Genomic DNA, 24,758 nt, shown 5'->3' with positions numbered 1-24,758 from the left:
AGGTGTGCTATAATAGTTACCAGCGGAGGCATAGCTCAGTTGGTCAGAGTACCTGCTTCACATGTAGGGGGTCGCTGGTTCGAGCCCAGCTGTCTCCACCAAATCGGTCATATCCGAACCTTTTCTTTTTAGATGGGGTGTTCGGGATGACAATCAGTTTTAAGGACAGGCGATGAGCCTGTCCTTTTTGCATATGAAATTTGAGTAAGTTTATGAGTAATTAAATGGATATTTTGTATAGGTTTCTCTTTTTACTAAATTGTGCTATTATTATTGTATATTTTTTACATTTTATTATTCCAATGGCGTAGAGACATTCAAATTTTATTACTGAGGTTCAAGATGAAAAAATTTGTGCCTGATACTATAAAACCACATACGATTAGAAAATTTGAACTCATTGAAAAGTATGTAGAGGGTTGGGCTTATAAGATATTAGGATTATCCACTTCAAAAGGGGTAGTTTTTATTGACTGTATGTGTAATTGTGGATATGGTATTGGTGAAAACGAAGAAAAAATTATGGGGACTCCTGTTCGCGTTGCTAAATGTTTAAATCAAGTGATGCAAAAGCCTGAATTTGCGAATAAAAAAGTTTATCTTTTTTATAACGATATGAGTCAAGCTAAAATTGATATTTTAAAAAAAGAGTTGTCTGCCATTGACACAACAAAGATAAAGATAACGTATTCGTGTACCGATGGTAACGACTTCTTGAGACAATTTGATATGGTCGAATTCAAAGGATTTAATAAACTTTTGTTTTATGATCCATATCACGCAGCGATAAAATGGGACGCGATAACACCATTTTTGAACTCTTGGGCGGAGGTAGTTATTAATCATGTAGTGATGGATACGTCAAGAGGTGTTGCGCAAGTAAGAGATGAAACCAAAAAAAAGAAATATATTGATACATACCAACAAGCGATTGAGGACTTGGTAGAAATCTGTACGGATAAAACGGCATTGGATAATTTGGTCAAAAAAATCATAAGAGATAAATCTGACAATAAAACCGATGTCCATTTGGCTTCTTTTCCATTTTATAATCAAAATAATGGACTAGTCTATAATCTAATTTATTATAGCAAAAGCATTATAGGATTCCGTCTTTTCAAAAAGACAGCCTGGAAAGTCTCGGGAGATAAATCTACCGTGACGGTATCTCACCATAATCCTAGTCAATTTGCGATAGATTTTGATAATGAAGGTTCGTTTAAGTTGTGTTCTGATAAAAATGCTTATTCGGTTAGTGATATTGTCAGTTATATTTATGCAAAGTATGGTAAAATGAAAGAAGTTCGGTTAGAGCAAGTGTACGCTGATCTAGATAATCATCCGATATTTCCGTGTGAGGGCTACAAGCCGGAAATAAAGAAATTGCTTGCACAATTATATGGTGCAAAAATTGGGAGAGATAATATTATACACTTTCAATAATGTATGATGATAGAAGGTTTTTATGAATAATACGAAAATAGAATGGACTGAAGTCTCATGGAATCCAATAACTGGTTGTACTAAAGTATCAGATGGATGCCAGAATTGTTATGCTGAATCATTTGCAAAGAGACTCAAAGCGATGAATAATCCGAGATACAAAAATGGCTTTGATGTAACTATACATAAGGACTTGTTTGATAAGCCATTAACTTGGAAAAAATCTAAAATGATATTCGTCAATTCGATGTCAGACATATTTCATGAAGATGTTTCGGATAATGATATTTTAGAATTGTTTACCATAATGAATAAGGCTAATTGGCATACTTTTCAGGTATTAACTAAAAGGGCAGAAAGATTAGTGGAGTTATCTGATAGAATAACTTGGACAGATAATATATGGATGGGTACTAGCATAGAAAATCGAAAAGCTCTTTATAGATGCGAGTTATTAAAAAAAACAAATGCATGTATAAAGTTTATATCGGCTGAACCCTTGCTTGAATCCATAAATGATATTGATCTGAGAGGAATTGACTGGTTAATTGTAGGTGGAGAATCTGGATTCGGTTTTCGAGAGCTACAAGAGGAATGGGTAAGCGAATTGCTATGTAAATCCCAAGAAAGCAATACGGCTTTTTTCTTTAAGCAATGGGGTGGTATGCCAAAAAAGAAAAATGGAGCGCTTTTGTGCGGACGGACTTATAAGGAATATCCTAATATTAAGTGAATGTCAAATTGGGATTCTAGAAAAATCCAACAAAGGCAATCTCTCATTCTATACAGCTTATTTCTTCAAGAACACCGTTTTGCCTGCATCTATTTTGTCTTAAAGAGACTAATCGTTTATATCTGATAGATTTGGCGTTTGGAATGATAATAAGTTTAAAGGGCAGACAGTAAATCTGTCCTTTTTGTAAAAAGACTCAAAACTTTCTTAATTTTTAATTCTCGCTTATTTTATGATGTTTACAATATTTTAATAAATTTTGATTGCCGACATTTAATCTGTACGTATATTTCTTGTGAATATTGATTATTTGCGAGGTATAAGGTAAAATGCAATTAGATCAGTTTTATTTAAAAGTTTGGCTAAACACAATGTTTTGTCATTTAGCGCGAATAGCTAAAAACTTTGCTTTTGGCAATAAAATTGCTTGACACCAGATGTATGTATTTTATGATTTAGTAATTTGAAGGTATTATGAGGTGAGCACAAAATTATGAATAGATATCTATCTGACATGCATATCCGTGCTTATCGTGGGTTGAGGGACGTAAGAATCTCTAATATTGGCAATATAAATGTTATTGTTGGAGACAACAATAGTGGAAAAACTAGTGTGTTGGAGGCGATCCGCATTTCTTGTTTGCCACATAACATTAACAATATCGCTTATGTTGCTAGACAACGAGATGTTGCTTCGCCGTTTTTTTATCGTGCTTCAAGTTATGGCTCGTTACTATCTGCTTTAGTTAAGCGTGGAGATCAATATTACCTTGATATAGAAGCTTTCATAAAAGATGAGGTTTCTAGTATTAAGTTAAATGGTCATGTAGAAAGAACCATACTTAATCCAGATGAGATGGAAGCATTGTCTTCAAATCAGAAACGAAATATGCCTTCGGAGGAAATAGATGTATTAACTGGCGAAATATATAGTGTCTTTCCTCAACAAAATAGGCAATTAGAATTTTATGAACGCGAGGTATCATATTTCGAGTTTCACAAGTATAAGAGAATCCAAGGAACTCTGTCTAGATCTTCTAGTATAAAATACATTTCTCCAATCGATCATATTACTTCAAATTTCCCCCTACCATCTATTCGCCAAAAAGATGCTTATTACTATACTATTGAATTATTAAAGTTATTTGATCCAGATGTTGTAGATGTGCGAATTGATGTCGATGACGATACCAATAAGAGAGTGATGTTTATTGAAAACAAACGTAATGGTTTTATACCGCTATCATCATATGGGGATGGAACTAAAAAAGTAGTTTTATTTGCATCAACAATCGCTTCAATGGATGGTGGAATATTACTAATTGACGAATTTGAGTCGTCTATTCATACAAAAGCTATGGATAATGTATTCAAATTTTTAATCGAAGTATGCCAGCGTAATCATATTCAATTATTTCTTACTACACATAGTCAGGAAGCATTAGATAAAATTATCCAATGCTGTCAGGGCAGATCAAACTTATTGAAGATTATAATGTTAGACAATGATAGTGACAGAACATATGCGCGGGTGATAGATGGACAAAAGGCTTTTAATTTACGATTTAGAAACAATGCGGAGTTAAGATAAATGAAAAGTATCATCATCTGCGAAGGCAAAACTGATGCAATAATATTAAGTTACTATTTAAGCAAAACAGACGAATGGATCTTTTTGTCGAAAAAAGAGAGTCAATGCCGTGGAATATCCGAACGAATTCTTGAGTTTGGTATTGAAAATAGTATGACACAAGAATTTTCATGGTATATTAACCCCGGTGAAGATTTATTATGTATATACGCGGTCGGTGGTATTACTGCAATCAAAGATGGATTTGCACAGGTCTTAGATATTAATAGCATGTCTAACAGTGAACCGTTTGAACGTATGGTGCTTCTTTTTGATCGAGATGATGAGCATGCTGAACATAATATTCTTGAAGATATTTCAAGGATAATAGTATCTAATTCACTAGAAGATGTGAATTTGGAAAATAATGAATGGGCTGAGTTGCAGTATTCCGAGAGAAGGCAACCATTGTTGATCTTACCATTGGTTATTCCATTTGATACTGTAGGAACTTTAGAAAATTTTTTACTAAGTTGCAGAAAAGAAATTGATTATTGTGAAAATACTTTAGTTGAGCAGTGCGATAAATTTACAACTTCATTAGAAACAATAGAAAATATTAAAGAAAGATATCTAAAGAGGAGAGGTATAAAGTCAAAGATATCTTTCGGTACTTACTTTAGCGTAGTTTCTCCACATCGGACATTCGATGCGGGCGATAAGATATTAAGATCTATACCGTGGGAGAATTACAGCGGATTTAATGATACCTTTTTGGAGTTGCATAAGTTATGTTCTGTTAAGTAAGGCTTCAATGGTGCGCCTCGATAGCATTGATTCGCTCTCGCAATGTCTGATGCTGTTAATCTAACAATGCATCCGAAGCAACCTTGAAAAATTTTGCAAAAGCTCTTAGCTCAATATCAGTTACAAATCGTTCGCCACTTTCTATCTGCTGAATTGCATTTTTACTCAAATCAATACCTTGCAATTGAATTTTATCTGCCAGTGCCCTTTGCGATATGCCCAATTTTTTACGCAAAGCGGTAATTCTTGCACCACAAATATTTAAACTGCCATCCGTGTTTTTATTTTTAAACATATATCCCTCTTTTGACCTTTAGTGCTTGTTTTTTATTACAGTATATGGTAATATCATGCACATGATGACCAGCACTGCTGGTCGAAGTCGTTTTGTTAAAAAAGGTGGCTATTATGGAATATGAATATAAAAATCAAACTTGTTGCTTTAGTGGATATAGACCAGAGAAATTTTCATTTAGTCTAGTAGTGGATAATCCGCAATACCAGCAATTGAAATCAGATATACACAAAGCCATCGCTTGTGCAATCTTAGACGGATTTCAATTCTTTCTTTGTGGAATGGCACGAGGATTTGATATTTTGTGCGGAGAGACAATACTAGAGATGCGTGAAGAACGTAAAGAATGGCGTGATTTGCAGTTAATTGCGGTTATCCCGTTTCCGGAGCACAGCGAAAACTGTTCGGAAGAATGGCGTTTACGACATGTCGCGTTAGAGGTTCGTTCAGATGAATTAATTTACACAGGTGAAGACTATCATTCTAATTGCTATTTTGAACGCAACAGATATATGATGGGCCTGTGAAATAATCTCTGTAAATAGGCTTTCAATGACAAGATTTATTTAAGGTTTGGGAGCCGGGTTCGTCTCCCGAGCCTTTTTCACAATATACAGCCCCAGAAGGGCATTGTCAACAGAAAAACATCAGATTGGTAGTCGCTCAGGGTACATAATCGCCAGTTCACCGTAGACTTTACCCCAATTTCTGAGCGGCATCGTCCATTTTTTGGTGGCCTCGAATGTTGCTAGATATAGAGCCTTCAAAAGCGCTGTATCACTTGGAAATACGCTCCTCTGGCGGTTCAGACGACGGTAGGTGTTATTCAGGCTTTCGATGGCATTGGTCGTGTAGATGACCTTCCTCACCTCCATCGAAAATTTGAAGATCGGGCAGATGACATCCCAGTTCGCTGACCAGCTTTTCATGGCGTGGGGGTACTTATCGCGCCACTTCTCTGTAATCGCCTCCATGCGCTCAAATCCGCTCTGCTCAGTGGGCGCGTGATAGATGGTCTTCAAATCCGTGGCAAAGGCTTTCTTGTCCTTCTCCGCCACGTAGCGCAGCGTATTGCGTACCTGATGCACGATGCAGCGTTGGTATTCTGTTTCGGGGAAAGATGCTGCAATCGCTTCCTTGATGCCTGAAAGCCCATCCGCACACAGGATCAGGATATCCCTGACTCCGCGATTCTTTAGCTCGTTCAGCACAGAAAGCCAGTATTTCGCGCTCTCGTTTTCGCTTATCTGGATGCTCAACGCTTCTTTGCGGCCTTCCTCACTGATGCCCAGTATCACATACGCCGCCAGTTTGCGGATGACACCATTATCCCTGACTGAGAAATGCACTGCGTCTATAAACAGGATTGGATATACCTCGCTGAGCGGTCGGTGCTGCCATTCTTCTATTTGCGGCAGCAGCTTGTCAGTGATGTCTGAGACAAGGCCCTCTGAGACCTCGAACCCGTAGATATCATCGATCTGTTCGGATATCTGCCGTGTTGTCATGCCTTTGGCATACATGGAGATTATCTTGTCCTCAATGCTGGAAATATCCTTCTGCCGCTTCTTCACGATCTTTGGCTCAAACGTGCTCTCGCGGTCTTGTGGCACCGCAACGGGTATTTCGCCATATTTGCTCCGTAGCCGTTTGGCTTTTTTGCCATTGCGTGAGTTTGCCTCGTCTGAACGCTCATACGGCTCATAGCCTAGATGCTCGCTCATCATTAGAGCGGCCTATTGTCTCTTTTATTTTTTCCCGGAGACAGTCTGCGTAAGTTTATAGCTTCTTCTTCCAGATATGCTTTCAGCTTGTCTGCAAGTTCCTTATCGACTCCCGCCCGGAGGTCAGTATACGTTCCCTTAATCCAAGCCGCTTCCTTTTGGTAGTTGCCCGGCAGTCTAAATTCCCCCTATCATTATCTATTCCAGTGTTTAATTGATCCTACTAAAAACCATGCGCTTAATATAACAAAAACAATGCTGCGGTTGCCATAATTTACACCTCCTTCCCCTGCCGGGATTAGCCGTCCGGCCCGGCAGTAAATACTTTGCTAATATAAGACGCCTTCCTTTCCGGGCAGTTCATAAGCTTCGTATAATTTGTTATCCGCGATCCCCTTCGTCACTGGGCCGGTCAACATGCCGACATATACCGAGCGCATCGTCCTTTTCCTGCCTGCCATATTTCGGATCCAGCAGATCCTTATTCTGATACGCCCTATTTACAGATACATGGAAAAGGCATTTTTTATTGAAGGCATTTGCGTTCTGTGCTATTCTGAAAGTAACTTAATTTGATTGGGCGGAGACTTTCATAATGGAACAAAAATTAAATATACGCCAGGCACAAAGAACTGATGCTGGTTTGGTGCTCGCATTTATACAAAAAATAGCTGCCTATGAAAAAATGAGCGACGAGGTTGTCGCAACGGTCCAGAGCATTGAAACCTATGTGTTTGACCAGGGCGCCGCCGAGGTTTTGATTGCGGAATATGAAGGAAAACCGGTGGGCTTTGCTTTGTATTTCGAAAATTTTTCAACATTCCAGGGCCGTACCGGCCTATACCTTGAAGACTTATTCGTTGACCAGGAAATGCGCGGACTGGGGATCGGAAAAAAACTGTTCCAGGCAGTTGCCGCCGAAGCAGTGCGCCGCGGATGCCAGCGGATGGAATGGACCTGCCTTGACTGGAACCAGCCGTCTATTGATTTTTATCATGCTATGGGGGCAGTTCCGATGAATGCCTGGACAACTTACCGTCTGGCAGGCAAACGGATCCGTGAAGCAGCCGACCAGTAAAGCGGCATAAAAAGGGGGATCAGGACATGCAGGAGACCATATGGGCACTGGCGCCACCGGCCGTTGCGATCGTTTTGGCATTGCTCACCAAAGAGGTATATGTATCGCTTTTCATCGGAATTATTTCGGGCGCGTTATTTTTCACTGGATTTCAGGTAATTCCCGCTCTCGAGACGACGTTCACCGTAATGGGAGAACGTGTGGGAAACAATATGAATATCATCATCTTTCTCATTTTTCTGGGAATGATCGTCGCCCTGATGACAAAATCGGGGGCAAGCTGCGCCTATGGAGAATGGGCGTCAAAATCCATCAAATCAAAACGCGGAGCTTTATTTGCTACCACAGGCCTCGGCGCGTTGATTTTTGTAGATGATTATTTCAATTGCCTGACTGTCGGCACAGTGATGCGGCCGGTAACTGACCGTTACGGTATTACACGCGCAAAGCTCGCCTATATTATTGATGCAACCGCGGCTCCCGTCTGCATTATCGCCCCAATTTCCAGTTGGGCGGCGGCAGTCGGTTCCTCCCTGCCGGAGGACAGCAGTATCGACGGATTTAACCTCTTTATACAGACTATTCCCTTTAATTATTATGCCATATTGACACTAATCATGGTCGTATTTATCATCGTGATGAATTTTGATTTTGGCGCGATGAAACGCGCGGCTGCCAAAGAACCTGCCGAAGTCCTCCCTGAGGAAGAAGAGGACAGCATCGCGCGCCCAAAAAAGCATGGTAGGGTATACGATTTGTTGATTCCTATCTTATCCCTGATTGGTTTGTGTATCTTTTTTATGCTTTATACCGGCGGAATCTTCGAAGGAGCAGATATTGCCGGCGCTTTTGCCAATTGCAATTCCTCCCTCTCCCTTGTGCTTGGGTCATTTTTTGCGGTTATTGTCATTTTCTTTCTTTATATTCCACGGAAAATCATTACGTTTCGCGAATTTGCAGGCGGCCTTGCACGTGGTTTCAAGGCCATGGTGCCGGCAATCCTGATTCTTTCCCTCGCATGGACATTATCAGGAATCTGCAGCGAGGATTACCTGAATGCAGGCGGCTTTGTCAGCCATTTGGTAAGCGACAACCAACTGGCACATGCAATCCTTCCGCCCGTTTTCTTCCTTGTTGCTTTAGGGCTTGCTTTTGCTACGGGAACATCTTGGGGAACATTTGGCATACTCATTCCCATCGCTGCGGCAATATTTGGAGATATGGGAAGCCAGTTCCTCACCATTACGGTCGCGGCGGTTCTCGCTGGGGCAGTTTGCGGCGACCACGTTTCCCCAATCTCCGATACGACCATACTGGCCTCTACAGGAGCAGATTGTAACCATATTGAACATGTATCCACACAGCTTCCTTATGCCATGCTCGTCGCTATTTGTTGCTTGGTTTCCTATGTGATAGCGGGCATCACGGCAAACGGTTGGCTGGCTCTTGGAATCGGGACCGCTATGCTGCTTATTGTTCTTACGTCCCTTTATAAAAAATCGAAAAAGGCCGAGCGTACCGGTTATTATACGCCGGAATCCTGCGGTACCGAACGGCATGGGTTTTCCCACGAAGAGTAAATCCAGTTATCCCGGCAAGTTTTTTATTGACCAATTCGCTCTACAAAAAAAGCCTATCCCGAAAGATAGGCCTTTTTCTGCATATCTCATGCTTTGATAATATTCCCGGGAAATATTATCTTTCAGCCTTTCTAAGCTGTTTACCAGCAAAGAAAACTGTACTTGCAGCAACAATCGCAATTATTGTGAGGATCATTGCCAGATCAGCGCTACCCGTTTTTGGGGACGTTGCATCCGCCTGGTTTAGTGCCACGCCCGTCTGTTTCGGCTGGAGCATTGTTCGGGCATCATAATCCAAGTTAATCAGGATCGAAGCAACATACTCCACAAGCGCCAGCAGCACTCCCATCAGACATAGTATAATTTTGCGAATTATTTCTTCCGGACTATTAAATTTGAAATTCTTTTACTTTTTTGAAAAAATAAGTTCTGCCAATTTTCAGTTCTTCTAATGCTTCCTGCAGTGAAATTTCTTTCTTTCTCCACAGCGCCGCTACTTCTTGGAAATTTTGAGGAAGTGCTATTTTCTGCCTGCCAAATTTTACACCCCGCGCTTTGGCGGCGGCAATCCCTTCCGCTTGCCTGATCCGAATATTTTCCCGTTCTTTTTGCGCCACATATGACAAGATTTGCAATACCAGATCCGCAATAAATATTCCTGTCAGGTCGTCCCCTTTTTGGCGCGTATCCAGCAGCGGCATATCCAGAACCACCACATCCGCCTGTTTTTCACGGGTCATGATGCGCCATTGCTCCATGATTTCCGCATAATTCCTGCCCAGGCGGTCGATTGAGCTGATAAAAACAGTATCGCCTTTTTTCAGCTTTCTTAAAAGTCTTTTATATTTGGGACGCTCGAAATCCTTTCCACTTTGTTTATCGATAAAGATATTCTCTTTTTTGACGCCCACCTTAAGCAAAGCGGAAATCTGTCTGTCTTCGTGCTGATCTTTTGTCGATACCCGCGCATATCCATATTCTTTATAGCCCATTTTGTTTTCCCCCATTTTTCTTGATGTTTTTCCACTAATATTCATTGTAGGGGAACGGGACTTTTCATCTGATTAAAATTCCCGGGAATTTGGCCAGGAAGAATATTTTTAGAAAACCGTATCAAAAAAGCCGGTCCGGATTCTTTCTTCCGGGCCAGCCTTTATGCTTTTTTCTCTATTTATCCGATTCTGTTGTATCTTCATCCATGTCATCAAAGCGCAGAAATGCGGCCGATACACCATCGTCTTTAAACTGTTCCACATCTGCCGGTTTGGTATCCGTCATTACAACTTCGTCTTCTTCTGCAAATTCACCGGGATTAATATCTCTCTTGCTCATAGCAATTACCTCCTTTGATTGTGCTATATTTTTAACCCCATTCCAGGGAACTAAACCGCTTCCTTAAAAATTCTGTTTGCCAGCTCCCAAAATGCTTATTAAAAAAGAAGAATTGGAAGGAGGCAGAAGATGGATCAATTGATGAAAAATATTGAAATTGCAACCGTACTTCCCTTTGCGGGGCTCGTGGATTATTCTCCCGGGCAGGTTGCGAGTAAAACGCTTGCGCAAAACAGCGCAGTAAGCCTTACATTGTTTGCGTTTGCCAAAGGGGAGGAAATCAGTACGCATGAATCCCATGGGGACGCCCTTGTGATTGCGCTGGACGGTATCGGCGAGATTACAATTGACGGAGAAAAGCATACCCTGCGTGCAGGCGAAGCCATCCTGATGCCCGCGCGGCATCCGCATGCAGTCTATGCTGTAGAAAAATTTAAAATGTTTCTGGCAGTTATCTTCCCTTCTGGGGAAACAAAAGAATGAGGTAAAAGCACCTTTTGCGAGAATATGTATGGGGTAGTGTTTGGTTAAAATACACGCCGCCGGCATACAAGTAGCCGTGGCGGCGACGGCCGGTGACTCTCCGGCCAGTTATTTCATAACGGGCCGGGGAGCATTGGGAGAACAAGGAGGTCGATAAAATGAAAAAAGCAGTAATCGGGGACGGCTGTATTGGCTGCGGTCTTTGTGAAAGCGTTTGCCCGGAAGTGTTCCGCATGACAGACTGCAATGTAGCAGAGGTTTATGGAGAGATTACGCCGGAAAATGAAGAAAGCGCTTTTGAAGCGGAAAGCGGATGCCCGGTAAGCGTCATTTCAGTCAGCGATGATTGATTTTCATGCAGTATTTGCAAAAGCCCCCCGCGGCTGCGGGGGGTTTTTATTGTTTTTTCTTATTTGTGGTAAAATAACTTCAGGAGGAAAGAACAATGCCAATTTCAAAACAAACGATTGATTTTTTAGCACAAAACAAATTTAACAACAGCCGGGAATGGTTCCATGCCCATAAGCCGGAATACCAGCGGTATGTGCTTGCGCCGATGGCGGAGCTTGTTACCCTTCTTGCGCCTACTATGCGGAAAATCGATCCGTTGATGATTACCGAGCCCAAAGTGGGCAAGGCCATCTCACGTATTTACCGCGATACGCGTTTCTCTCATGATAAGTCATTATACCGTGAAGTAATGTGGATTGTGTTTTCGCGGGGGAAAAAAGAATTTAGCTGTCCTCCCGGATTTGTTCTCGAATTTTCTCCCCAAGGTTTCCGCTATGGCTGCGGATATTACGGAGCTCCGCCACGCACCATGGAAATGATCCGTAAACTGGCGCTCTCTGGAGACAAAGACTTTTATGAAGCGTTTACTGCCCTTGAAAAGCAAAAAACCTTTGTCCTGGAGGGTGATTTTTACAAACGGAGTAAATGCCCTGATGCGCCGCAGCCCCTGCGCAACTGGCTTGACCGTAAAAACTTGGATTGGATGAGAAGCAGCACAGATGCGGATCTTCTATTCTCCCCGGATTTATTTAAGACGCTTGCCCAGGGTTTTTTGCTCCTCTCCCCTTTTTATACCTTTTTGTGCAAGGTGGAAGAGCGGCTCCTGATCGAAGCTTAAATTCATATTTTTTTTACAACTTCAGACGTTTAAATTCCTGCCGGATTGGTATTATTTAAATAGAAAGAAAAAAAAAGGAGATGAATGAAAATGGCAGGATTAATTCCATTTGGCCGCCGGCATGGTCTCTCACGTGGATTTGACGGCCTCGATTTCTGGGACGGAGGCTTTATGCGCAACTTCTTCAATGGATCGGATGGATTCACCAATTTCAAGGTGGACGTCAAGGATAAAGACGACCGCTATGAGGTTGACGCCGATCTTCCGGGACTTCACCGGGAGATGATCGACGTTTCCTATGACGAAGGGATTCTTACGATCAGCGCAGATATGAACGAAGAATCCAAAACCGAAAAAGATAATTATGTAGTGAATGAACGCCGTATGGGCCGTGTTTCCCGTTCGTTCTCGGTGAGCGATGTAAAAGAAGACGAAATCACTGCAGAATATAAAGATGGCGTCTTGAAAGTCGTTTTGCCAAAGAGCGGCGAGGAAAAAAAGAAATCCAGAAAGATTGACATCAGGTGATAAAGCAAAGGGGCCTGTATCATAGAATGATACAGGCCCCTTTGCAACTAAATACTATAAGGAAGGAACTTATTTACAGGAACGAATCATATTCGTTACATAGGGGGCACAAGGCCGCTTCGTCTTCCTCCAGACTTGAAAAACGTTCTCTTTTTTCTGCCCAATAGTTATCCGTATTATCATCATTGACAGAAGATACCTCGCCAATCAGCATTGCTTCTCCTTCGCAGCGCGCACCAAACAGATGATATATTCCCGGCGTGAGCGTTACGCTTGCACCTACCGGCACTTCGAAGGTCTCTCCCGCTCCATAGGTTTTAAGTTCTCCGTCGCAGTACACCTGCACATCGCTTTCGCGGTCCACTCCGCCGGAAGAATCAGAACCATAAAGAGTCATAAGCATGGTTCCGCCGCCCCTGTTGATGATATCTTCCGTCTTTTTCATATGTTTGTGCAGCGGCAAAATCTGTCCGTTTTGCACGACAATGATTTTTTCCGCATATGGCGTACCAATTGCGGGATCATATGCATCTCCATTACGCAAGGTAAACAGCACGGCTCCAACGCGCTCGAAATCCCCGCTGCTGAAATCGGTAATATCCCAGCCGAGCATCGTCCTGCGGATCATTTCAATACAGCTTCCTTTTTGCTTCCATTCGTCCATTGTCCAATAGGCAAACGGCGGAAGCGTGAAATGAAGCTGCTTCAACACACGTTTTGCTAACGCTATCTTAGCATTGATAAGGCTTCTTTTCATGGCAACCGCCTCAGAGAACCGCCGCGATTTCGTCTTTGCCTTCCACTACCCCAATGGTGAATTCATAGTCCTTCGTCTCGCCGGGCTTCAGCATAATAAGCTGGCCGCGTTCACGCGCCGCCGCGCGGCCTTCCGGCAGGCCGTTTGACGGTTCGAGGCCAACCACATAATCGCCTTCCCCCATCATTTTCCATTCGCCGAAGTGCGTAAACTGTTCACGGTTAAACTTCACATAACCGCCCAAACCAAGCTTTTCATTATACAGGCAGGAATAGCTTTCATCACCTTTTACCTTGGGAATATCGTGATAGAATACCTGTTCGTTATAGCCGTGCGTGGGCGTTTCAAACTTCATATAGCGGTCGATTCCTTTTTCGCCTTCCGCATCCCGCGCCCGCACTTTGGTGCCTTCCGGCTCGATCAGCACTGTATCTTCACTGACCAGCGGATAGCCGAAATTACAGTGATAGAGCAGCATGAAGGGCGCATCGTCGTGGCCGCAGTTTTCCACATGGTCGTGTACGTGTACACAGGCTTCACCCATTTTTACCACGAATTCACGGGTCAGGACCATATTCTCGCCAAATACGGCGCTTTCCGCTACCTTGCCGCGAATACGGATCACATAATCATCGCCTTCCCACTCTTTGCTGACGCTTACGTCATACGCAGGCGTATTGCTGATCCTGCCGTGCAGGCCAAGCGCTTCGCCCTCATCTGTACAGGGCGCACCCATATAGGTGAGGCCGCATGTTGTCATAAGTCCGGCGAAAAATCCCCGCATGAAGCTGAGGCCGTCTTTTTCAAAATATGCCGGGCCTACCACCCCGGGTTTCCCGATATAGGCAACCGGCGTTCCCTTATATTCGGCCCATGCGATATCCATCCCCCGCGAGGGTAGGATAGAGAATGAAAAACCGCCGCCCGTTTTTACGTCGATTACCCGTACGCCATCCGCTTTTCCCGCTGTCAGCACGCCCTCGCGCGCATCCGCAATCTGCGACATATCGCCTACATATTTGGTTAATTCCGCTTTGGTTACTTTTTTCCCAAACAATTCCATCGTTCTTCTCCTTATTTAAAACAGCGGAACGGAATGCCTTCCGTTCCGCCTTTTCTGTTTAGAGTTCCATGAGCATATCGCCGATATCGGATAAGCTGTCCGAAGCTTTGTAATATACTTTCATCATTTTATCATAATATTCCATATTTTCCGGAATAGGAGCGACATTTTCTTCAATCTTATGCAGTGCGTCGATTTTATCGAAATCAGACCAGATGCCCGTGCCTACCGCCGCGCATGCCGCCGCGCCGAGCGCTGCCGCCTGTTCGTCGATATTGGATTTCAGAACGTGCATCTTGTACACGTCCGCATAGATCTGCCGCCACAGGGCGCTCTTGCTGCCGCCGCCCACGAGGAGCATTTCATCCGCAATATCCGTCAGCTCACGCAGTTTATCAAGGCAGGCCCTAAGCCCCATGGAAATTCCTTCCATGGAAGAACGAATTACATCCGCGCGCGTATGGATCAGGTCAAGGCCCATAAACGCGCCGCGCAGGTTATAGCTTTTATCCATCGGCATCCCACCGCCAAGGCTTGGGTTAAAGAGCAGTTTGTTGGCCCCTACCGGGGATTTTGCCGCCTCCTGCGTCATCAGGTCATAAGCGTCGCCGCCCGTTTTTGCCGCTTCTTCCACAAATTCCTGGCACATCTGGTCACGCATCCAGCGGAAGCATGTACCGCCCGCCGTAAGGCACAGCGCGGAGGCAAAATAGCCAGGGACCACATGCGTAAATACATAAGGGCGGGAATTTGCTTCAAGCAACGGCTTCTGCGAAGAAACCGCAATCCATGAAGAAGAACCAAGGGAATTGTATACGCGCCCTTCCTTGAACGCCTTTGCGCCAAGCGCCATGCAGGAATTGTCTACGCCGCCCGAAACGACCTTTACATTCGTGGTGAGGCCCAGCGCCTCTGCCGCTTCCTTTGAAATCTGGCCGATTACATCTGTCGAAGCCACGACCTCCGGGAAAATTTCAGCCGGAAGGCCCATTGCGCGGATAAGTTCGGGCGAATAAGCCCACTTTTCCAAATCCCATACGCCGCTGCCCGAGGCATAGGAAGGATCGGTGCACAGGCGGCCTGTCAACTTGTAATTGATGTAGTCTTTCGTGCCGATAACCTTGCCGATATTATTATAAATATCCGGCTCGTTGTCTTTGTACCATAAAATTTTGAAAGCGGAATAAAACGCCGGCGTGAAGCCGTTTCCTGTCGTCATGTACCACTTTTCTTCACTGTAATTCTGAAATACGTCCGCTACCTGTTTTGTTGCACGGCCATCCGACCAAATTGGCGTGCTTTCTTTGAGGAGCGTGCCGTCTTTGCCAATCGGCACCGCGCCAAGGCTGTGGCCTGAAATACCGCAGCATGTGATGTCGTTCTTATCTACATTCGTTTTTTCGAGGAGCAGCCGCGTACTTTTTACAATTGCATCCCACCAGTCTTCCGGCTTCTGTTCATGCCAGCCGTGCGCCGGGTAGGTCGTATTATAAGACATAAATGCCGCTGCAATGCAATTTCCGTCGCTGTCATATAACGACGCTTTGTTTCCGCCCGTTCCAAGGTCCCACGCGATAATTTTCTGTTCCATTTTCCCCATGCTCCTTTGCTTCTTTATTCTGCTTTTAACAATTCAACTTCTGCCAGTAATACATTTAATTCGTTATTTGCAATCGTAAGCGCAGTCTGTGCATCCGATTGCCCTGTTACGGTATCGTATACCGCTTTTCCGAGGATATCCTCAAAAATTTGTTCTGAAAGACACGTACCGTCCGCTTTGAGCGGTAGTTCCCTCATGCGCCCAAACCCGCTTGCTTCCACCGTCCTGTGCAACCAAGGGTAAACGTTCGAAACTTCGAGGTTTTCCATCGCCGTCATGCGCGGGACAAACCCGCCGAGGATGGTATTGAGAACCGAAATTTCCTTATTTGTCGCCCATTTGATAAACTCAAACGCCGCTCTTTTTTGTTTGCTGGAGGCATTGACCGCAAGGGCCCATCCACCGTCCACACCCACTTTGTGGGGCATAAGATCGAAACCGATCTTGCCATTGACTTTGGATTTGCTCCATTCCGTAACCGTGGACATATTATCCGTAAAAATCGTGATCATCGCGGCTTTTCCGCTGCGGAATTCCGCGGCCTGTTCCCCCCACCAGTTGTCGCACGATTCTGCCGAGGCATACCGGAAGCTCTCCTTATAATTATTGAGCGCCGCCACTGCCTCTGCGCTGTCGAGCGTAAAGTGTCTGCCGTCATGCACCTCTCCGCCAAACGACCATAGCCGCGGGAGATATTCGCATACGCCGCCCGACGACATTCGGCTTCCGAGCGTCGTTCCGAACTCCGTAGGGGAATCCGGATTGTATTTTCTTGTAAAGAACTGTGCCACCGCGTTAAACTCTTCCCATGTGCGCGGCGGTCTTAATTCCTTTTTATGCTGCTCATAAAACATACGCTGCATGCGGATATCCGCAAAACAATCCTTACGGTAAAAAAGCAGCTGCGTACAGAATGTAAAGGGAATCGCATAAACAGATCCCTGCCGCTCGGCATATTTTTCAAAAATCCCGGGCAGCATGTCGTCGTAGTAATCCGGGTCTTCCGCAAGATAGCCATCCAGGTTTTCCACAACCTTTTTCTGTGCAAATTCCGCAAGCCATGGAATATCTACGTCGAATACGTCATAATAATCATTATACCATTCATCTTTGATCGCCCAGTACATTTTTGGATAGGATTTGGCATCAATTTCAAGCTCATAGCCGGTTTTTTCCTCAAAATCGGACTTCAGCGTTTCCATTGCATATCTCGCCCGGTCGATCGTAAGCAGGGCACGCAGCTTCCGCCGGGGCTCCTTCACCCGAATCTCCGGCTGTGGATCCAGTTCTTTCAGGTGTATGGGCTTCACCTTCAGGAAGACGGTACGCGCCGCGAATTTCTGTCCTTCGTCTATGTAGTCCAGCATCATATTAAATGCCGCTTCAGTCAATGTAATATACGGATGCGGAACGACAATGACGCCTTCACGTGAAGTCAGCGTCCATGTTATCGGCATATTGGCTACCACAAGCGGCCGCGACTGTTTGGGAACATGCAGCACTTCGCACGCTTTCAAAACCGCATCCATCGCCTGCGAACAAATGACAAGGATCACCTGCGGCGGTTTGCTTGATGCAATGAGGCGAATCGCTTCCTTGAGAAGACCCTCGCGGTCATAGCTCGATACTGCGCACAGATGCTGCTGCACAGTCAGGCCATGATCGCGATGCGCTTCCACATAGCCGTCAAACGTTTGTTCTTCCAGCGTATACTGGATCGGACTTAGGAGGATGCCAATATCCTGATATCCTGTTTCCAGAAGCTGTGAAACGGTACTTTTCGTTTGCTCCTGGGCGTCAAGCCCCACATAATGCCGCTGCTCATCGTCAGGCTGGCGCTGCATAAATATGATCTTCAGCCCGCTTTGCCTAAGCCGCTGGAACAATTCCGTATTCCCGGGCTGGCAGGTCAGTAGCATGACGCCGTCTACATTATGCATCAGGGACATGTTGAGCAGCCGCGTTTCCAATTCCGCATCTTCGTTTGTGATATGCAGGTTGGTAACATAACCCTTTTCCGCAAACAGGGCGGACAGGTCAGTGTACATCTGGGCCATGGCCGCGGCAACGATGTTGGGCATGATGACGTCAATCTGCATCGATTTGCTCAGCTTTAAGCTGCGCGCAATGGCATTGGGCTCATAGGCGAGCTCTTTCATTGCCTTTTCCACGCGTTTTACTTTATCGAGGCTGACCCCTTTTGCCCCATTTATAATGTTGGAAACCGTGCCATGAGATACCCCCGCCAGCTTCGCAACATCCTTCATCGTTGCCATAGCCCTACTCCGTCCGTCTTGCCTGCTGAACCCGGTTCATTAATACCCTGTTCCGAGTTCGCCCTCGTCACTCAAAAAGAGTTCGCCTTTTTCCTCACGCTTTACCGCTTCTTCCAGAATGTCTTTGGAGGAACGCGTACCAATGCGCACCGTACCTGTCGCAAGGACGGCAAGCGCGGCATCCAGCGTCTTTACTCCGCCGGCAGCCTTTACCTTCATGCCATCCGCATGCTCTACCATAATCTTAAGGTCGTGGATTGTCGCTCCGCCGCCCGCATAACCGGTAGACGTTTTGGAAAAGTCTGCGCCGCCTTCTTTCGCCAGTTCGCTCGCTTTGATAATCTGCTCGTCCGTGAGGTAATAATTTTCAAAAATCACCTTCAGAAGCGCGCCGCCATCATGCGCCGCTTTTGCAACCTGTTTGATCTCATCCAGAACATAATCATATTCGCCGGAGAGGAACCTGCCGATGTTCATGACCATGTCCACTTCCACGGCACCCTTTTCGACCGCATCCTTGGTTTCGAATACCTTCGTCTCCGTTGTGCAGGTTCCGTGCGGAAAACCGATAACCGTCGTAGGAAGCACATCCGTTCCCTTCAGTTCTTCGATTACAATGGGAAGATCCGAAGGACGTACGCATACCGAAACGCATTTATACTGTTTTGCAAGATCACAGCCTTCTTTTAATTCCTTGACCGTAATATCCGGACGCAGAAGGGAGTGGTCGAGCGCGTCTGCAATTTCTTGTACAGTGATTTTTTTCTTTTCCATGGTCTTTTTCTCCTATCAAAATAATTATTTAAGACTGGTTGAAAATGAATCTGCTCCATTATGCGCGGTTCGGAGGAACGGCGAATCCGTTCCCCTATCCGCTTGAAGAGGAAAAAATGAAGAATTACTGATTCCTGATAGATTCCAAAATACTGATTGCCGATTTCATGCCGATCCCAAAACGCTGCGCGCCGGCATCATAAAAGGCTTTGAGCGTATCAAAATCCCGCACGCCGCCAGCTACCTTAATCTTCACCCGGTCGCCCACCGTCTGTTTCATGAGCTCTACATGGCGTACTTCCGTCGGCCTGGGCGAATATCCTGTGCCTGTTTTTACGTACTGCGCGCCCGATTCTGCCACGATATCGCTTCCGGTTTTGATTTCATCGTCCGTAAGGTAGGTTACTTCAAGGATTACTTTGACCGGATATCCGTCCGCGGCTTCAATCACGGCGGCAATATCGTTCTTTACGTAATCGAGCTTGCCGGATTTCAGCTTGGATACGCTGATTACCATATCAAACTCAGTGCAGCCGAGCTTTTTCATCTCTTTTACCTGGAACACTTTGTCCTGCGTGAGGTCTGTCCCGGTAGGAAAGCCGATCGGCGCCCCCATAATCACTTTCGTATCCGCGCCAAGCTGCTGCCTTAAATATTCGATATTGCAGGGCATAACAAAAGCTGCGATAAACCCATATTGGTTCGCTGCCTTCGCAAGCTCCTCCACATCCGCTTCCGTCGTCGGGACGGAAAGCGCGCTGATATCTACAATTCCCGGTAATGTTTCAAACGTCAATTGATTGCTCATGATTTTCTCACTTTCTTTATTGAATCGTATAGCCGCCGTCGATCACGAGGTTCTCCCCGTTGATCAGGCTTGCTGCGTCGCTCGCGAGGAACACCGCGCATGCCGCAACCTCTTCCGGATAACCGAACCTGCGTGCGGGAATCGTCTTCTTAAAGGCTTCGCCCACTTCGCCTTCCCAGGCAGCTTCGCCCATGGGCGTTAAAATAACGGTTGGGGAAATGGCGTTGACATTGATGTTATATTGCGCCCACTCAAAGCAGAGGAGTTTCGTCATATAGATGACGCCCGCCTTTGCCACGCCATAGGCGATATGTTTATCAAGGGCGACAATTCCTGCCTGCGACGCCATATTAATGATTTTTCCACCGCCATTTTCAATCATCGTGCGCCCTACGATCTGGTTGAGCATAAACATGCCTTTGAGGTTCACATTCATTGTGAGATCCCACATCTCTTCGGTCATATCCACTGCTTTATCAATCAGGCCAACTCCTGCGCAGTTCACGAGGATATCAATTTTACCGAAACGCCCGATCACCGCATCTACGAGACCCTGGCGCTCCGCGCCTTTTGTGATATCGCCCTGATATGCCATATATTCGCGCCCGAGCCCTTTCACATACTGTTCCAGTTCTTCGGACTCGCTGCGGTCAAACACGATAATGTCCGCGCCCTTGCGTGCATACATTTTCGCGATTTCAAAACCAATGCCGCTTGCGGCGCCTGTGATGATTGCCCGTTTTCCCGTAAGATCGAAATTTTCGTTGAATTCCTTATGTGCCATCCTGATCCTCCTTAAAAGGTTGGTTTGCCCGCCGCCTGTGGAACGCAAATCATGTCAAAAAGCTACAAGAATCCGGCCTATGCGGCGTAAAAAAACAAGGCGGTGAAAAATTAAGCCTAAAACCGCCTTGTTCTTTTGTAAAATCTTATGCCAATATTAAGCGGTCTGACTTGCACGCGCATCTGATCCCGCAGAATCCAGCGTGTAAGACATGATCTTCACCTGGTCTGCCTCATCGTGCATCAGAATACCTCTCAGTTCCCCATGATGCATTACCATGATCCTGTCGCAAATGGACAAAACTTCCGGCAGTTCCGAAGAGAGAAGAATAACCGATACGCCTTCTTTTGCAAGATCATCAATAATGCGGTAAATTTCGGATTTTGCGCCGATATCGATACCATGCGTAGGTTCGTCCATAAACAGGATCTTCGGCCCGTTCATCAGCCAGCGCGCAACGATCGTCTTTTGCTGATTACCGCCGGAAAGGTTGTTGACGCACTGCTGGAGCGATGGCGTTTTAATATTCAGCTTATCCACATATTCATCCGAGATGCCTTTAACTTTATTTTTATTTAAGAGGCCAAGCGCACTCTTCAGGCGCTTTAAGTAAACCATTGTCATGTTGTCTTCCACGGACATTTTGAGGAACAGGCCTTGGATCTTCCGGCCTTCTGGAATCAGTGCCATACCATGATTGATTGCGTCTTCCGTATTTCTAATTCTAATTTCTTCCCCACTCAATTTGATGGTTCCGCCTGTTTTCATATGCGCACCGAAAATCGTTTCCAAAAGCTCGGAGCGCCCTGCGCCGACAAGGCCGGTGAGGCCAAGCACTTCGCCTTCATATAGTTTGAAAGAAACATTCTTTACGCGGCCGCGTGCATCCGAAAGGTTTTCCACCTCAAGGATGGGCTTGCGCGTATCATAATCGTTCAGGAACTCACGGTGCGCAGACTGGTCGAACTCGCGTCCAACCATCAGGTTGATCATCGTCTGTTCATCCATATCCTTCTTTTCACGTGTTTCGATATGCTTTCCGTCGCGCAGCACTGTAATTTTATCCGCAATCTCCATAATTTCTTCTAATTTGTGGGAAATGTAGAGGATTGCAACGCCGTTCTTGCGCAGATTATCCACAATCTTGAGCAGGAACTTAATTTCACCTTCCGTAAGGGAAGCCGTCGGTTCGTCCATAATCAGCATCTTGGAACGGAAAGACATTGCTTTTACAATTTCCAGAAGCTGTTGTTCGGATACGCTCAGATTCTTAACGAGCGCCCGGGGGCTGATATAGTCAATTCCAAGTTCGTTCAAAAAGTCCTGCGTGTCTTTATACATCTTTGCCCGGTCGATCAACATTCCCTTTTTAGGCATCCTGCCGATGTACACGTTTTCCGCAGCCGTCATATGCTGCGCGAGCGACAGTTCCTGGTGGATCATTGCGATTCCCGCTTCCTGCGCTTCCTTCGGCTCTCTGAAGTGAACTTCCTTCCCTTCAAATTCAACTGTTCCTTCTTCCGCCGGATAGACTCCGGACAGTATATTCATCAGTGTCGATTTGCCCGCGCCGTTTTCACCGACAACCGCGTGCACCTCGCCGCTGTAAATATCAAAACTTACGTTATCAAGAGCTCTAACACCTGGGAAGATCTTAGATATGCCGTTGATTTTGCAAATGAGATCTTTGCTCATATTAATAACCTCCGTTTTTTGAAGGACCGGGACTGCGCAGCGCGCAGTCCCACATCCTCAAACACTTTTCCGCTTAGAACAGTTCCGGGAACAGTTCCTTTACGTTTTCAGGCGTAGCCATAACGCCTTCGTACCATGTGATTTCTTCTTTCGGGCCTTCGCCAGCGACGAGCTGATTGAACGCGTCGATAACCGGCTGTGCACCCTGGTTAAACGGATCCTGGTCCATGCAGCCCTTGATCGTTCCGTTCGCAATGTACGGAGCGGATTCAGCAAGAACGTCATGGCATACCAGCATTACCTGATCCTGCAGGCCCATGTCTTCCAGAGCCTTCGCAGCGCCGGACGGGCCGCCAGCCGTTACATACAGGCCTTTGAGGTCCGGATTTGCCGTCAGGATGTTTGTCGTCTGCGTGTAAGCTTCTTCAGCCTTATCGTTGTTCTCAACTTCAGCTACCATCTCCAGCTTATCGTTCGCATCAAGGATTTCGTGAGCGCCTTTTCTTCTGAGTTCATGACCGAGAACCGTGAAGTCGCCGGTGATGATCGCATATTTGCCTTCGCCGCCCATCAGCTCTTCGAGCTTCTTGCCGCATTCCTGGCCGCCGTATGTACCGTCCTGGCCATAATAAGCCTGACGCTTGGAATTTTCGCCCGGTTCCGTGTTGAACGCATACATCAGGATGCCAGCGTCAACGCCCTTGTCAACCGTCGGCTGCAGGGCTTCGGAAAGGCCGAAGAACGTGATCGCATCATAACCGGAAGCGATGCAGTTCTCGAGAACGCTCGTCCATTTCTGAGGATCGAAGTCTTCTACGGACAGGCAGTCAACCGTGCAGTTCCTGTCGGCAAGAACTTCTTTTGCCCAGTTCTGGCCTACGAGAACAGCCGCACCGAAGGGGTTGTTCTGAACCATGATCGTAGCGATCTTGAGGGGTTCTTCCGCAACCTGGTCTACAGGCAGAGACAGCGGCGTTTTACCAGCCGGAATCTCGAGATCCGCAGCGGGCGTGAAGTCGCCAGCCGGCTCAGATGCTTCCGTGGACGCTTCGGTCGAAGCTTCCGTAGACGCCTCTGTGGACGCTTCCGTGGATGCTTCAGCGCTCGGCGTTTCAGCCGGTGCAGAGCAGCCAACCAGCATCGCTACGCAGAGAATAACTGCAACGAGGGTTACTAAGGTCTTTTTTAACATAATCTTTCCTCCCAGATTTTTTATTATTCAACCGGCATGCCGGTTTGAATACAAGGGTAATTAAGCCGCGCTTAACGGGCTGCGCGTTTTTTCCTGACACTGTCGATCGCAACCGCGCCGATGATAATCAGGCCAAGGATAACGGTCTGCCAGTAGCCGGAAACCGCGAGCTGTACGAACATATTTTTTAATACGCCCATGAGCGCCGCGCCGACGACCGTGCCGAGGATGTTTCCTTCGCCGCCCGACATCGAGATGCCGCCGATAACGGCTGCCGCGATAACGTCGAGTTCGTATCCTTTACCAAAGGACGGATCCGCACTGTTCATCTGGCCGACCAAGAGCAGTCCGCACAGGCCTGCCAAAAGTCCTTCAATGACATACACGAGGGTCAGGATCCTGTCGACCGGGATACCAGACAGCTTCGCTGCCGGCGCGCTGTTACCAACAGCGTAAATGTTCCTGCCGGTCATGGTGTTGTTTGCAAAGATAAATCCGATAATAACGATTGCCGCCATGACAATTACGGAAACCGGAACCGGCCCGATATAGCCGCCGCCGAATACGGAAATCCATGTCGGCTCATAGCTGATTGGCGATCCGTTGGTGATCAAAAGGGCGATACCGCTGCCGATACTCATCATACCAAGGGTCGCGATGAACGGCGGAAGCCCTACTTTGGAAACCAGCAGGCCGTTTGCAAGCCCCATGCCTGCGCCAAAGCCCAGGATGAGCAGCAGTACGACGATGCCGGGTGTGCCTTCGTTCGCACGCGCAATGTACGTGCCGAATGCCGCTGAAGCCGCGATAACCGATCCGACGGAAAGGTCAATGCCCGTCGTGATGATAATCAGGCCCATACCAACCGCGAGGATCGCGTTCAGCGAGAACTGTCTGATGATGTTGAACACATTCGTTGGTGTCGGAAACGTTTCAGGCCTCAGGACGCACATGATGATGCACAATGCAATGAGTGCGACGAGCGCCGTCATTTCCGGCTTTGCCATAATTTGTCCGAATTTTCCGCTCTTCCTGGCGGAAAGTTCTGTTCCGGTCTGGTTACTCATAATTTTCCTCCCTATAATGCCAGGGCAAATTGCCCAAATA

General features: G+C 46.0%; 24 protein-coding genes, 1 tRNA gene and 1 pseudogene. 12 read left to right on the top strand and 14 right to left on the bottom strand.

Translation table 11 applies throughout. The annotated features are described in order from the left end of the window. The first annotated feature begins 24 nt into the window (after nucleotides 1–24). The 5 genes from H8S18_RS09895 (at nucleotide 25) to H8S18_RS09875 (ending at nucleotide 4,553) form a co-directional block, all read left to right on the top strand. A tRNA-Val gene (locus H8S18_RS09895) sits at nucleotides 25–101 on the top strand. A gap of 241 nt (nucleotides 102–342) precedes the next feature. After that, nucleotides 343–1,443: a three-Cys-motif partner protein TcmP gene (gene tcmP / locus H8S18_RS09890; RefSeq protein WP_186858148.1), complete on the top strand. Its 1,101-nt coding sequence runs from the start codon at nucleotides 343–345 to the stop codon at nucleotides 1,441–1,443. A gap of 22 nt (nucleotides 1,444–1,465) precedes the next feature. After that, nucleotides 1,466–2,176 carry a DUF5131 family protein gene (locus tag H8S18_RS09885; protein ID WP_186858147.1) on the top strand — a complete coding sequence of 237 codons (711 nt, stop codon included), beginning with the start codon at nucleotides 1,466–1,468 and terminating at the stop codon, nucleotides 2,174–2,176. A gap of 493 nt (nucleotides 2,177–2,669) precedes the next feature. Next, nucleotides 2,670–3,767 (top strand): AAA family ATPase, encoded by a 1,098-nt coding sequence (locus H8S18_RS09880; RefSeq protein ID WP_186858146.1) that lies wholly within the window; start codon nucleotides 2,670–2,672, stop codon nucleotides 3,765–3,767. After that, entirely contained in the window at nucleotides 3,768–4,553 is a 786-nt protein-coding gene (locus H8S18_RS09875) for a DUF3226 domain-containing protein (RefSeq protein WP_186858145.1), read from the top strand. It begins immediately after the preceding gene. Nucleotides 4,554–4,608: 55 nt separating this feature from the next. On the opposite strand, the gene H8S18_RS09870 is transcribed toward H8S18_RS09875, so the two are convergent. Beyond that, the gene (locus tag H8S18_RS09870; protein ID WP_186858144.1) at nucleotides 4,609–4,848 is read right to left on the bottom strand and encodes a helix-turn-helix domain-containing protein; all 240 of its coding nucleotides are present in this window, start codon (nucleotides 4,846–4,848) and stop codon (nucleotides 4,609–4,611) included. 113 nt (nucleotides 4,849–4,961) lie between these two features. Between H8S18_RS09870 and H8S18_RS09865 the strand changes: the two genes are divergently transcribed. After that, the gene (locus H8S18_RS09865) at nucleotides 4,962–5,375 is read left to right on the top strand and encodes an SLOG family protein (RefSeq protein ID WP_186858143.1); all 414 of its coding nucleotides are present in this window, start codon (nucleotides 4,962–4,964) and stop codon (nucleotides 5,373–5,375) included. A gap of 120 nt (nucleotides 5,376–5,495) precedes the next feature. Here H8S18_RS09865 and H8S18_RS09860 read toward each other — a convergent pair. Then, nucleotides 5,496–6,572: pseudogene (locus H8S18_RS09860) on the bottom strand (IS256 family transposase); the annotation flags it as partial. A 595-nt stretch (nucleotides 6,573–7,167) separates the two neighbouring features. Here H8S18_RS09860 and H8S18_RS09855 point away from each other — a divergent pair. Further along, nucleotides 7,168–7,650 (top strand): GNAT family N-acetyltransferase, encoded by a 483-nt coding sequence (locus H8S18_RS09855; RefSeq protein ID WP_186858142.1) that lies wholly within the window; start codon nucleotides 7,168–7,170, stop codon nucleotides 7,648–7,650. 26 nt (nucleotides 7,651–7,676) lie between these two features. Next, nucleotides 7,677–9,230 carry a Na+/H+ antiporter NhaC family protein gene (locus H8S18_RS09850; RefSeq protein WP_186858141.1) on the top strand — a complete coding sequence of 518 codons (1,554 nt, stop codon included), beginning with the start codon at nucleotides 7,677–7,679 and terminating at the stop codon, nucleotides 9,228–9,230. A gap of 389 nt (nucleotides 9,231–9,619) precedes the next feature. Here the strand turns inward: H8S18_RS09850 and H8S18_RS09845 are convergent, their stop codons facing one another. Next, on the bottom strand, nucleotides 9,620–10,222 hold the full coding sequence (locus tag H8S18_RS09845) for a recombinase family protein (protein WP_186858140.1): 603 nt from the start codon (nucleotides 10,220–10,222) through the stop codon (nucleotides 9,620–9,622). 175 nt (nucleotides 10,223–10,397) lie between these two features. After that, nucleotides 10,398–10,562 (bottom strand): hypothetical protein, encoded by a 165-nt coding sequence (locus H8S18_RS09840; RefSeq protein ID WP_186858139.1) that lies wholly within the window; start codon nucleotides 10,560–10,562, stop codon nucleotides 10,398–10,400. Between the two features lie 129 nt (nucleotides 10,563–10,691). Between H8S18_RS09840 and H8S18_RS09835 the strand changes: the two genes are divergently transcribed. The 4 genes from H8S18_RS09835 to H8S18_RS09820 all read left to right on the top strand — a co-directional run bounded on the left by H8S18_RS09835 (nucleotide 10,692) and on the right by H8S18_RS09820 (nucleotide 12,702). Then, nucleotides 10,692–11,045: a cupin domain-containing protein gene (locus H8S18_RS09835; RefSeq protein ID WP_186858138.1), complete on the top strand. Its 354-nt coding sequence runs from the start codon at nucleotides 10,692–10,694 to the stop codon at nucleotides 11,043–11,045. Between the two features lie 158 nt (nucleotides 11,046–11,203). After that, nucleotides 11,204–11,395, top strand: coding sequence for a ferredoxin (locus tag H8S18_RS09830; protein ID WP_186858137.1), 192 nt, complete (start codon nucleotides 11,204–11,206; stop codon nucleotides 11,393–11,395). A gap of 95 nt (nucleotides 11,396–11,490) precedes the next feature. Further along, nucleotides 11,491–12,174 (top strand): DUF2461 domain-containing protein, encoded by a 684-nt coding sequence (locus tag H8S18_RS09825; protein WP_186858136.1) that lies wholly within the window; start codon nucleotides 11,491–11,493, stop codon nucleotides 12,172–12,174. A 90-nt stretch (nucleotides 12,175–12,264) separates the two neighbouring features. Then, nucleotides 12,265–12,702 (top strand): Hsp20/alpha crystallin family protein, encoded by a 438-nt coding sequence (locus H8S18_RS09820; protein WP_186858135.1) that lies wholly within the window; start codon nucleotides 12,265–12,267, stop codon nucleotides 12,700–12,702. Between the two features lie 73 nt (nucleotides 12,703–12,775). Here H8S18_RS09820 and H8S18_RS09815 read toward each other — a convergent pair whose 3' ends face one another. The 10 genes from H8S18_RS09815 to H8S18_RS09770 all read right to left on the bottom strand — a co-directional run bounded on the left by H8S18_RS09815 (nucleotide 12,776) and on the right by H8S18_RS09770 (nucleotide 24,718). Next, complete coding sequence (locus H8S18_RS09815) at nucleotides 12,776–13,459, bottom strand: D-lyxose/D-mannose family sugar isomerase (RefSeq protein WP_186858134.1); 684 nt, start codon at nucleotides 13,457–13,459, stop codon at nucleotides 12,776–12,778. Nucleotides 13,460–13,469: 10 nt separating this feature from the next. Beyond that, nucleotides 13,470–14,522 (bottom strand): aldose 1-epimerase family protein, encoded by a 1,053-nt coding sequence (locus tag H8S18_RS09810; RefSeq protein ID WP_186858133.1) that lies wholly within the window; start codon nucleotides 14,520–14,522, stop codon nucleotides 13,470–13,472. A gap of 58 nt (nucleotides 14,523–14,580) precedes the next feature. Then, complete coding sequence (locus H8S18_RS09805) at nucleotides 14,581–16,113, bottom strand: xylulokinase (protein WP_186858132.1); 1,533 nt, start codon at nucleotides 16,111–16,113, stop codon at nucleotides 14,581–14,583. A 23-nt stretch (nucleotides 16,114–16,136) separates the two neighbouring features. After that, nucleotides 16,137–18,398, bottom strand: a complete 2,262-nt coding sequence (locus H8S18_RS09800) for an extracellular solute-binding protein (protein ID WP_186858131.1) — start codon at nucleotides 18,396–18,398, stop codon at nucleotides 16,137–16,139. Nucleotides 18,399–18,437: 39 nt separating this feature from the next. Next, nucleotides 18,438–19,172, bottom strand: coding sequence for a deoxyribose-phosphate aldolase (gene deoC, locus H8S18_RS09795; RefSeq protein ID WP_186858130.1), 735 nt, complete (start codon nucleotides 19,170–19,172; stop codon nucleotides 18,438–18,440). Nucleotides 19,173–19,296: 124 nt separating this feature from the next. Beyond that, a complete protein-coding gene (deoC, locus tag H8S18_RS09790; RefSeq protein WP_186858129.1) occupies nucleotides 19,297–19,980 on the bottom strand; it encodes a deoxyribose-phosphate aldolase in 684 nt (227 codons plus the stop codon). 16 nt (nucleotides 19,981–19,996) lie between these two features. Further along, nucleotides 19,997–20,764, bottom strand: coding sequence for a GolD/DthD family dehydrogenase (locus H8S18_RS09785; RefSeq protein WP_186858128.1), 768 nt, complete (start codon nucleotides 20,762–20,764; stop codon nucleotides 19,997–19,999). Nucleotides 20,765–20,920: 156 nt separating this feature from the next. Beyond that, on the bottom strand, nucleotides 20,921–22,459 hold the full coding sequence (locus tag H8S18_RS09780; RefSeq protein WP_186858127.1) for a sugar ABC transporter ATP-binding protein: 1,539 nt from the start codon (nucleotides 22,457–22,459) through the stop codon (nucleotides 20,921–20,923). Nucleotides 22,460–22,532: 73 nt separating this feature from the next. After that, nucleotides 22,533–23,651, bottom strand: a complete 1,119-nt coding sequence (locus H8S18_RS09775; RefSeq protein ID WP_186858126.1) for a sugar ABC transporter substrate-binding protein — start codon at nucleotides 23,649–23,651, stop codon at nucleotides 22,533–22,535. A gap of 71 nt (nucleotides 23,652–23,722) precedes the next feature. Beyond that, nucleotides 23,723–24,718: an ABC transporter permease gene (locus H8S18_RS09770; RefSeq protein WP_186858125.1), complete on the bottom strand. Its 996-nt coding sequence runs from the start codon at nucleotides 24,716–24,718 to the stop codon at nucleotides 23,723–23,725. Nucleotides 24,719–24,758 lie beyond the last annotated feature (40 nt).

Origin of the sequence: Christensenella tenuis (genome assembly GCF_014287795.1) — a bacterium.
Classification (GTDB): domain Bacteria; phylum Bacillota; class Clostridia; order Christensenellales; family Christensenellaceae; genus Christensenella; species Christensenella tenuis.
This window is presented reverse-complemented; position numbering and strand designations above follow the sequence as displayed.

Bases quoted from the DNA above. Each gene is read 5' to 3' on its own strand.
- H8S18_RS09835 (WP_186858138.1), top strand. From the start codon at position 10,692: ATGGATCAATTGATGAAAAATATTGAAATTGCAACCGTACTTCCCTTT.
- deoC (WP_186858130.1), bottom strand. From the start codon at position 19,172: ATGGAAAAGAAAAAAATCACTGTACAAGAAATTGCAGACGCGCTCGAC.
- H8S18_RS09865 (WP_186858143.1), top strand. From the start codon at position 4,962: ATGGAATATGAATATAAAAATCAAACTTGTTGCTTTAGTGGATATAGA.
- H8S18_RS09855 (WP_186858142.1), top strand. From the start codon at position 7,168: ATGGAACAAAAATTAAATATACGCCAGGCACAAAGAACTGATGCTGGT.
- H8S18_RS09815 (WP_186858134.1), bottom strand. From the start codon at position 13,459: ATGAAAAGAAGCCTTATCAATGCTAAGATAGCGTTAGCAAAACGTGTG.
- deoC (WP_186858129.1), bottom strand. From the start codon at position 19,980: ATGAGCAATCAATTGACGTTTGAAACATTACCGGGAATTGTAGATATC.
- H8S18_RS09845 (WP_186858140.1), bottom strand. From the start codon at position 10,222: ATGGGCTATAAAGAATATGGATATGCGCGGGTATCGACAAAAGATCAG.
- H8S18_RS09840 (WP_186858139.1), bottom strand. From the start codon at position 10,562: ATGAGCAAGAGAGATATTAATCCCGGTGAATTTGCAGAAGAAGACGAA.
- H8S18_RS09775 (WP_186858126.1), bottom strand. From the start codon at position 23,651: ATGTTAAAAAAGACCTTAGTAACCCTCGTTGCAGTTATTCTCTGCGTA.
- H8S18_RS09810 (WP_186858133.1), bottom strand. From the start codon at position 14,522: ATGGAATTGTTTGGGAAAAAAGTAACCAAAGCGGAATTAACCAAATAT.
- H8S18_RS09825 (WP_186858136.1), top strand. From the start codon at position 11,491: ATGCCAATTTCAAAACAAACGATTGATTTTTTAGCACAAAACAAATTT.
- H8S18_RS09780 (WP_186858127.1), bottom strand. From the start codon at position 22,459: ATGAGCAAAGATCTCATTTGCAAAATCAACGGCATATCTAAGATCTTC.
- tcmP (WP_186858148.1), top strand. From the start codon at position 343: ATGAAAAAATTTGTGCCTGATACTATAAAACCACATACGATTAGAAAA.
- H8S18_RS09875 (WP_186858145.1), top strand. From the start codon at position 3,768: ATGAAAAGTATCATCATCTGCGAAGGCAAAACTGATGCAATAATATTA.
- H8S18_RS09850 (WP_186858141.1), top strand. From the start codon at position 7,677: ATGCAGGAGACCATATGGGCACTGGCGCCACCGGCCGTTGCGATCGTT.
- H8S18_RS09830 (WP_186858137.1), top strand. From the start codon at position 11,204: ATGAAAAAAGCAGTAATCGGGGACGGCTGTATTGGCTGCGGTCTTTGT.
- H8S18_RS09770 (WP_186858125.1), bottom strand. From the start codon at position 24,718: ATGAGTAACCAGACCGGAACAGAACTTTCCGCCAGGAAGAGCGGAAAA.
- H8S18_RS09870 (WP_186858144.1), bottom strand. From the start codon at position 4,848: ATGTTTAAAAATAAAAACACGGATGGCAGTTTAAATATTTGTGGTGCA.
- H8S18_RS09820 (WP_186858135.1), top strand. From the start codon at position 12,265: ATGGCAGGATTAATTCCATTTGGCCGCCGGCATGGTCTCTCACGTGGA.
- H8S18_RS09785 (WP_186858128.1), bottom strand. From the start codon at position 20,764: ATGGCACATAAGGAATTCAACGAAAATTTCGATCTTACGGGAAAACGG.
- H8S18_RS09805 (WP_186858132.1), bottom strand. From the start codon at position 16,113: ATGGAACAGAAAATTATCGCGTGGGACCTTGGAACGGGCGGAAACAAA.
- H8S18_RS09885 (WP_186858147.1), top strand. From the start codon at position 1,466: ATGAATAATACGAAAATAGAATGGACTGAAGTCTCATGGAATCCAATA.
- H8S18_RS09800 (WP_186858131.1), bottom strand. From the start codon at position 18,398: ATGGCAACGATGAAGGATGTTGCGAAGCTGGCGGGGGTATCTCATGGC.
- H8S18_RS09880 (WP_186858146.1), top strand. From the start codon at position 2,670: ATGAATAGATATCTATCTGACATGCATATCCGTGCTTATCGTGGGTTG.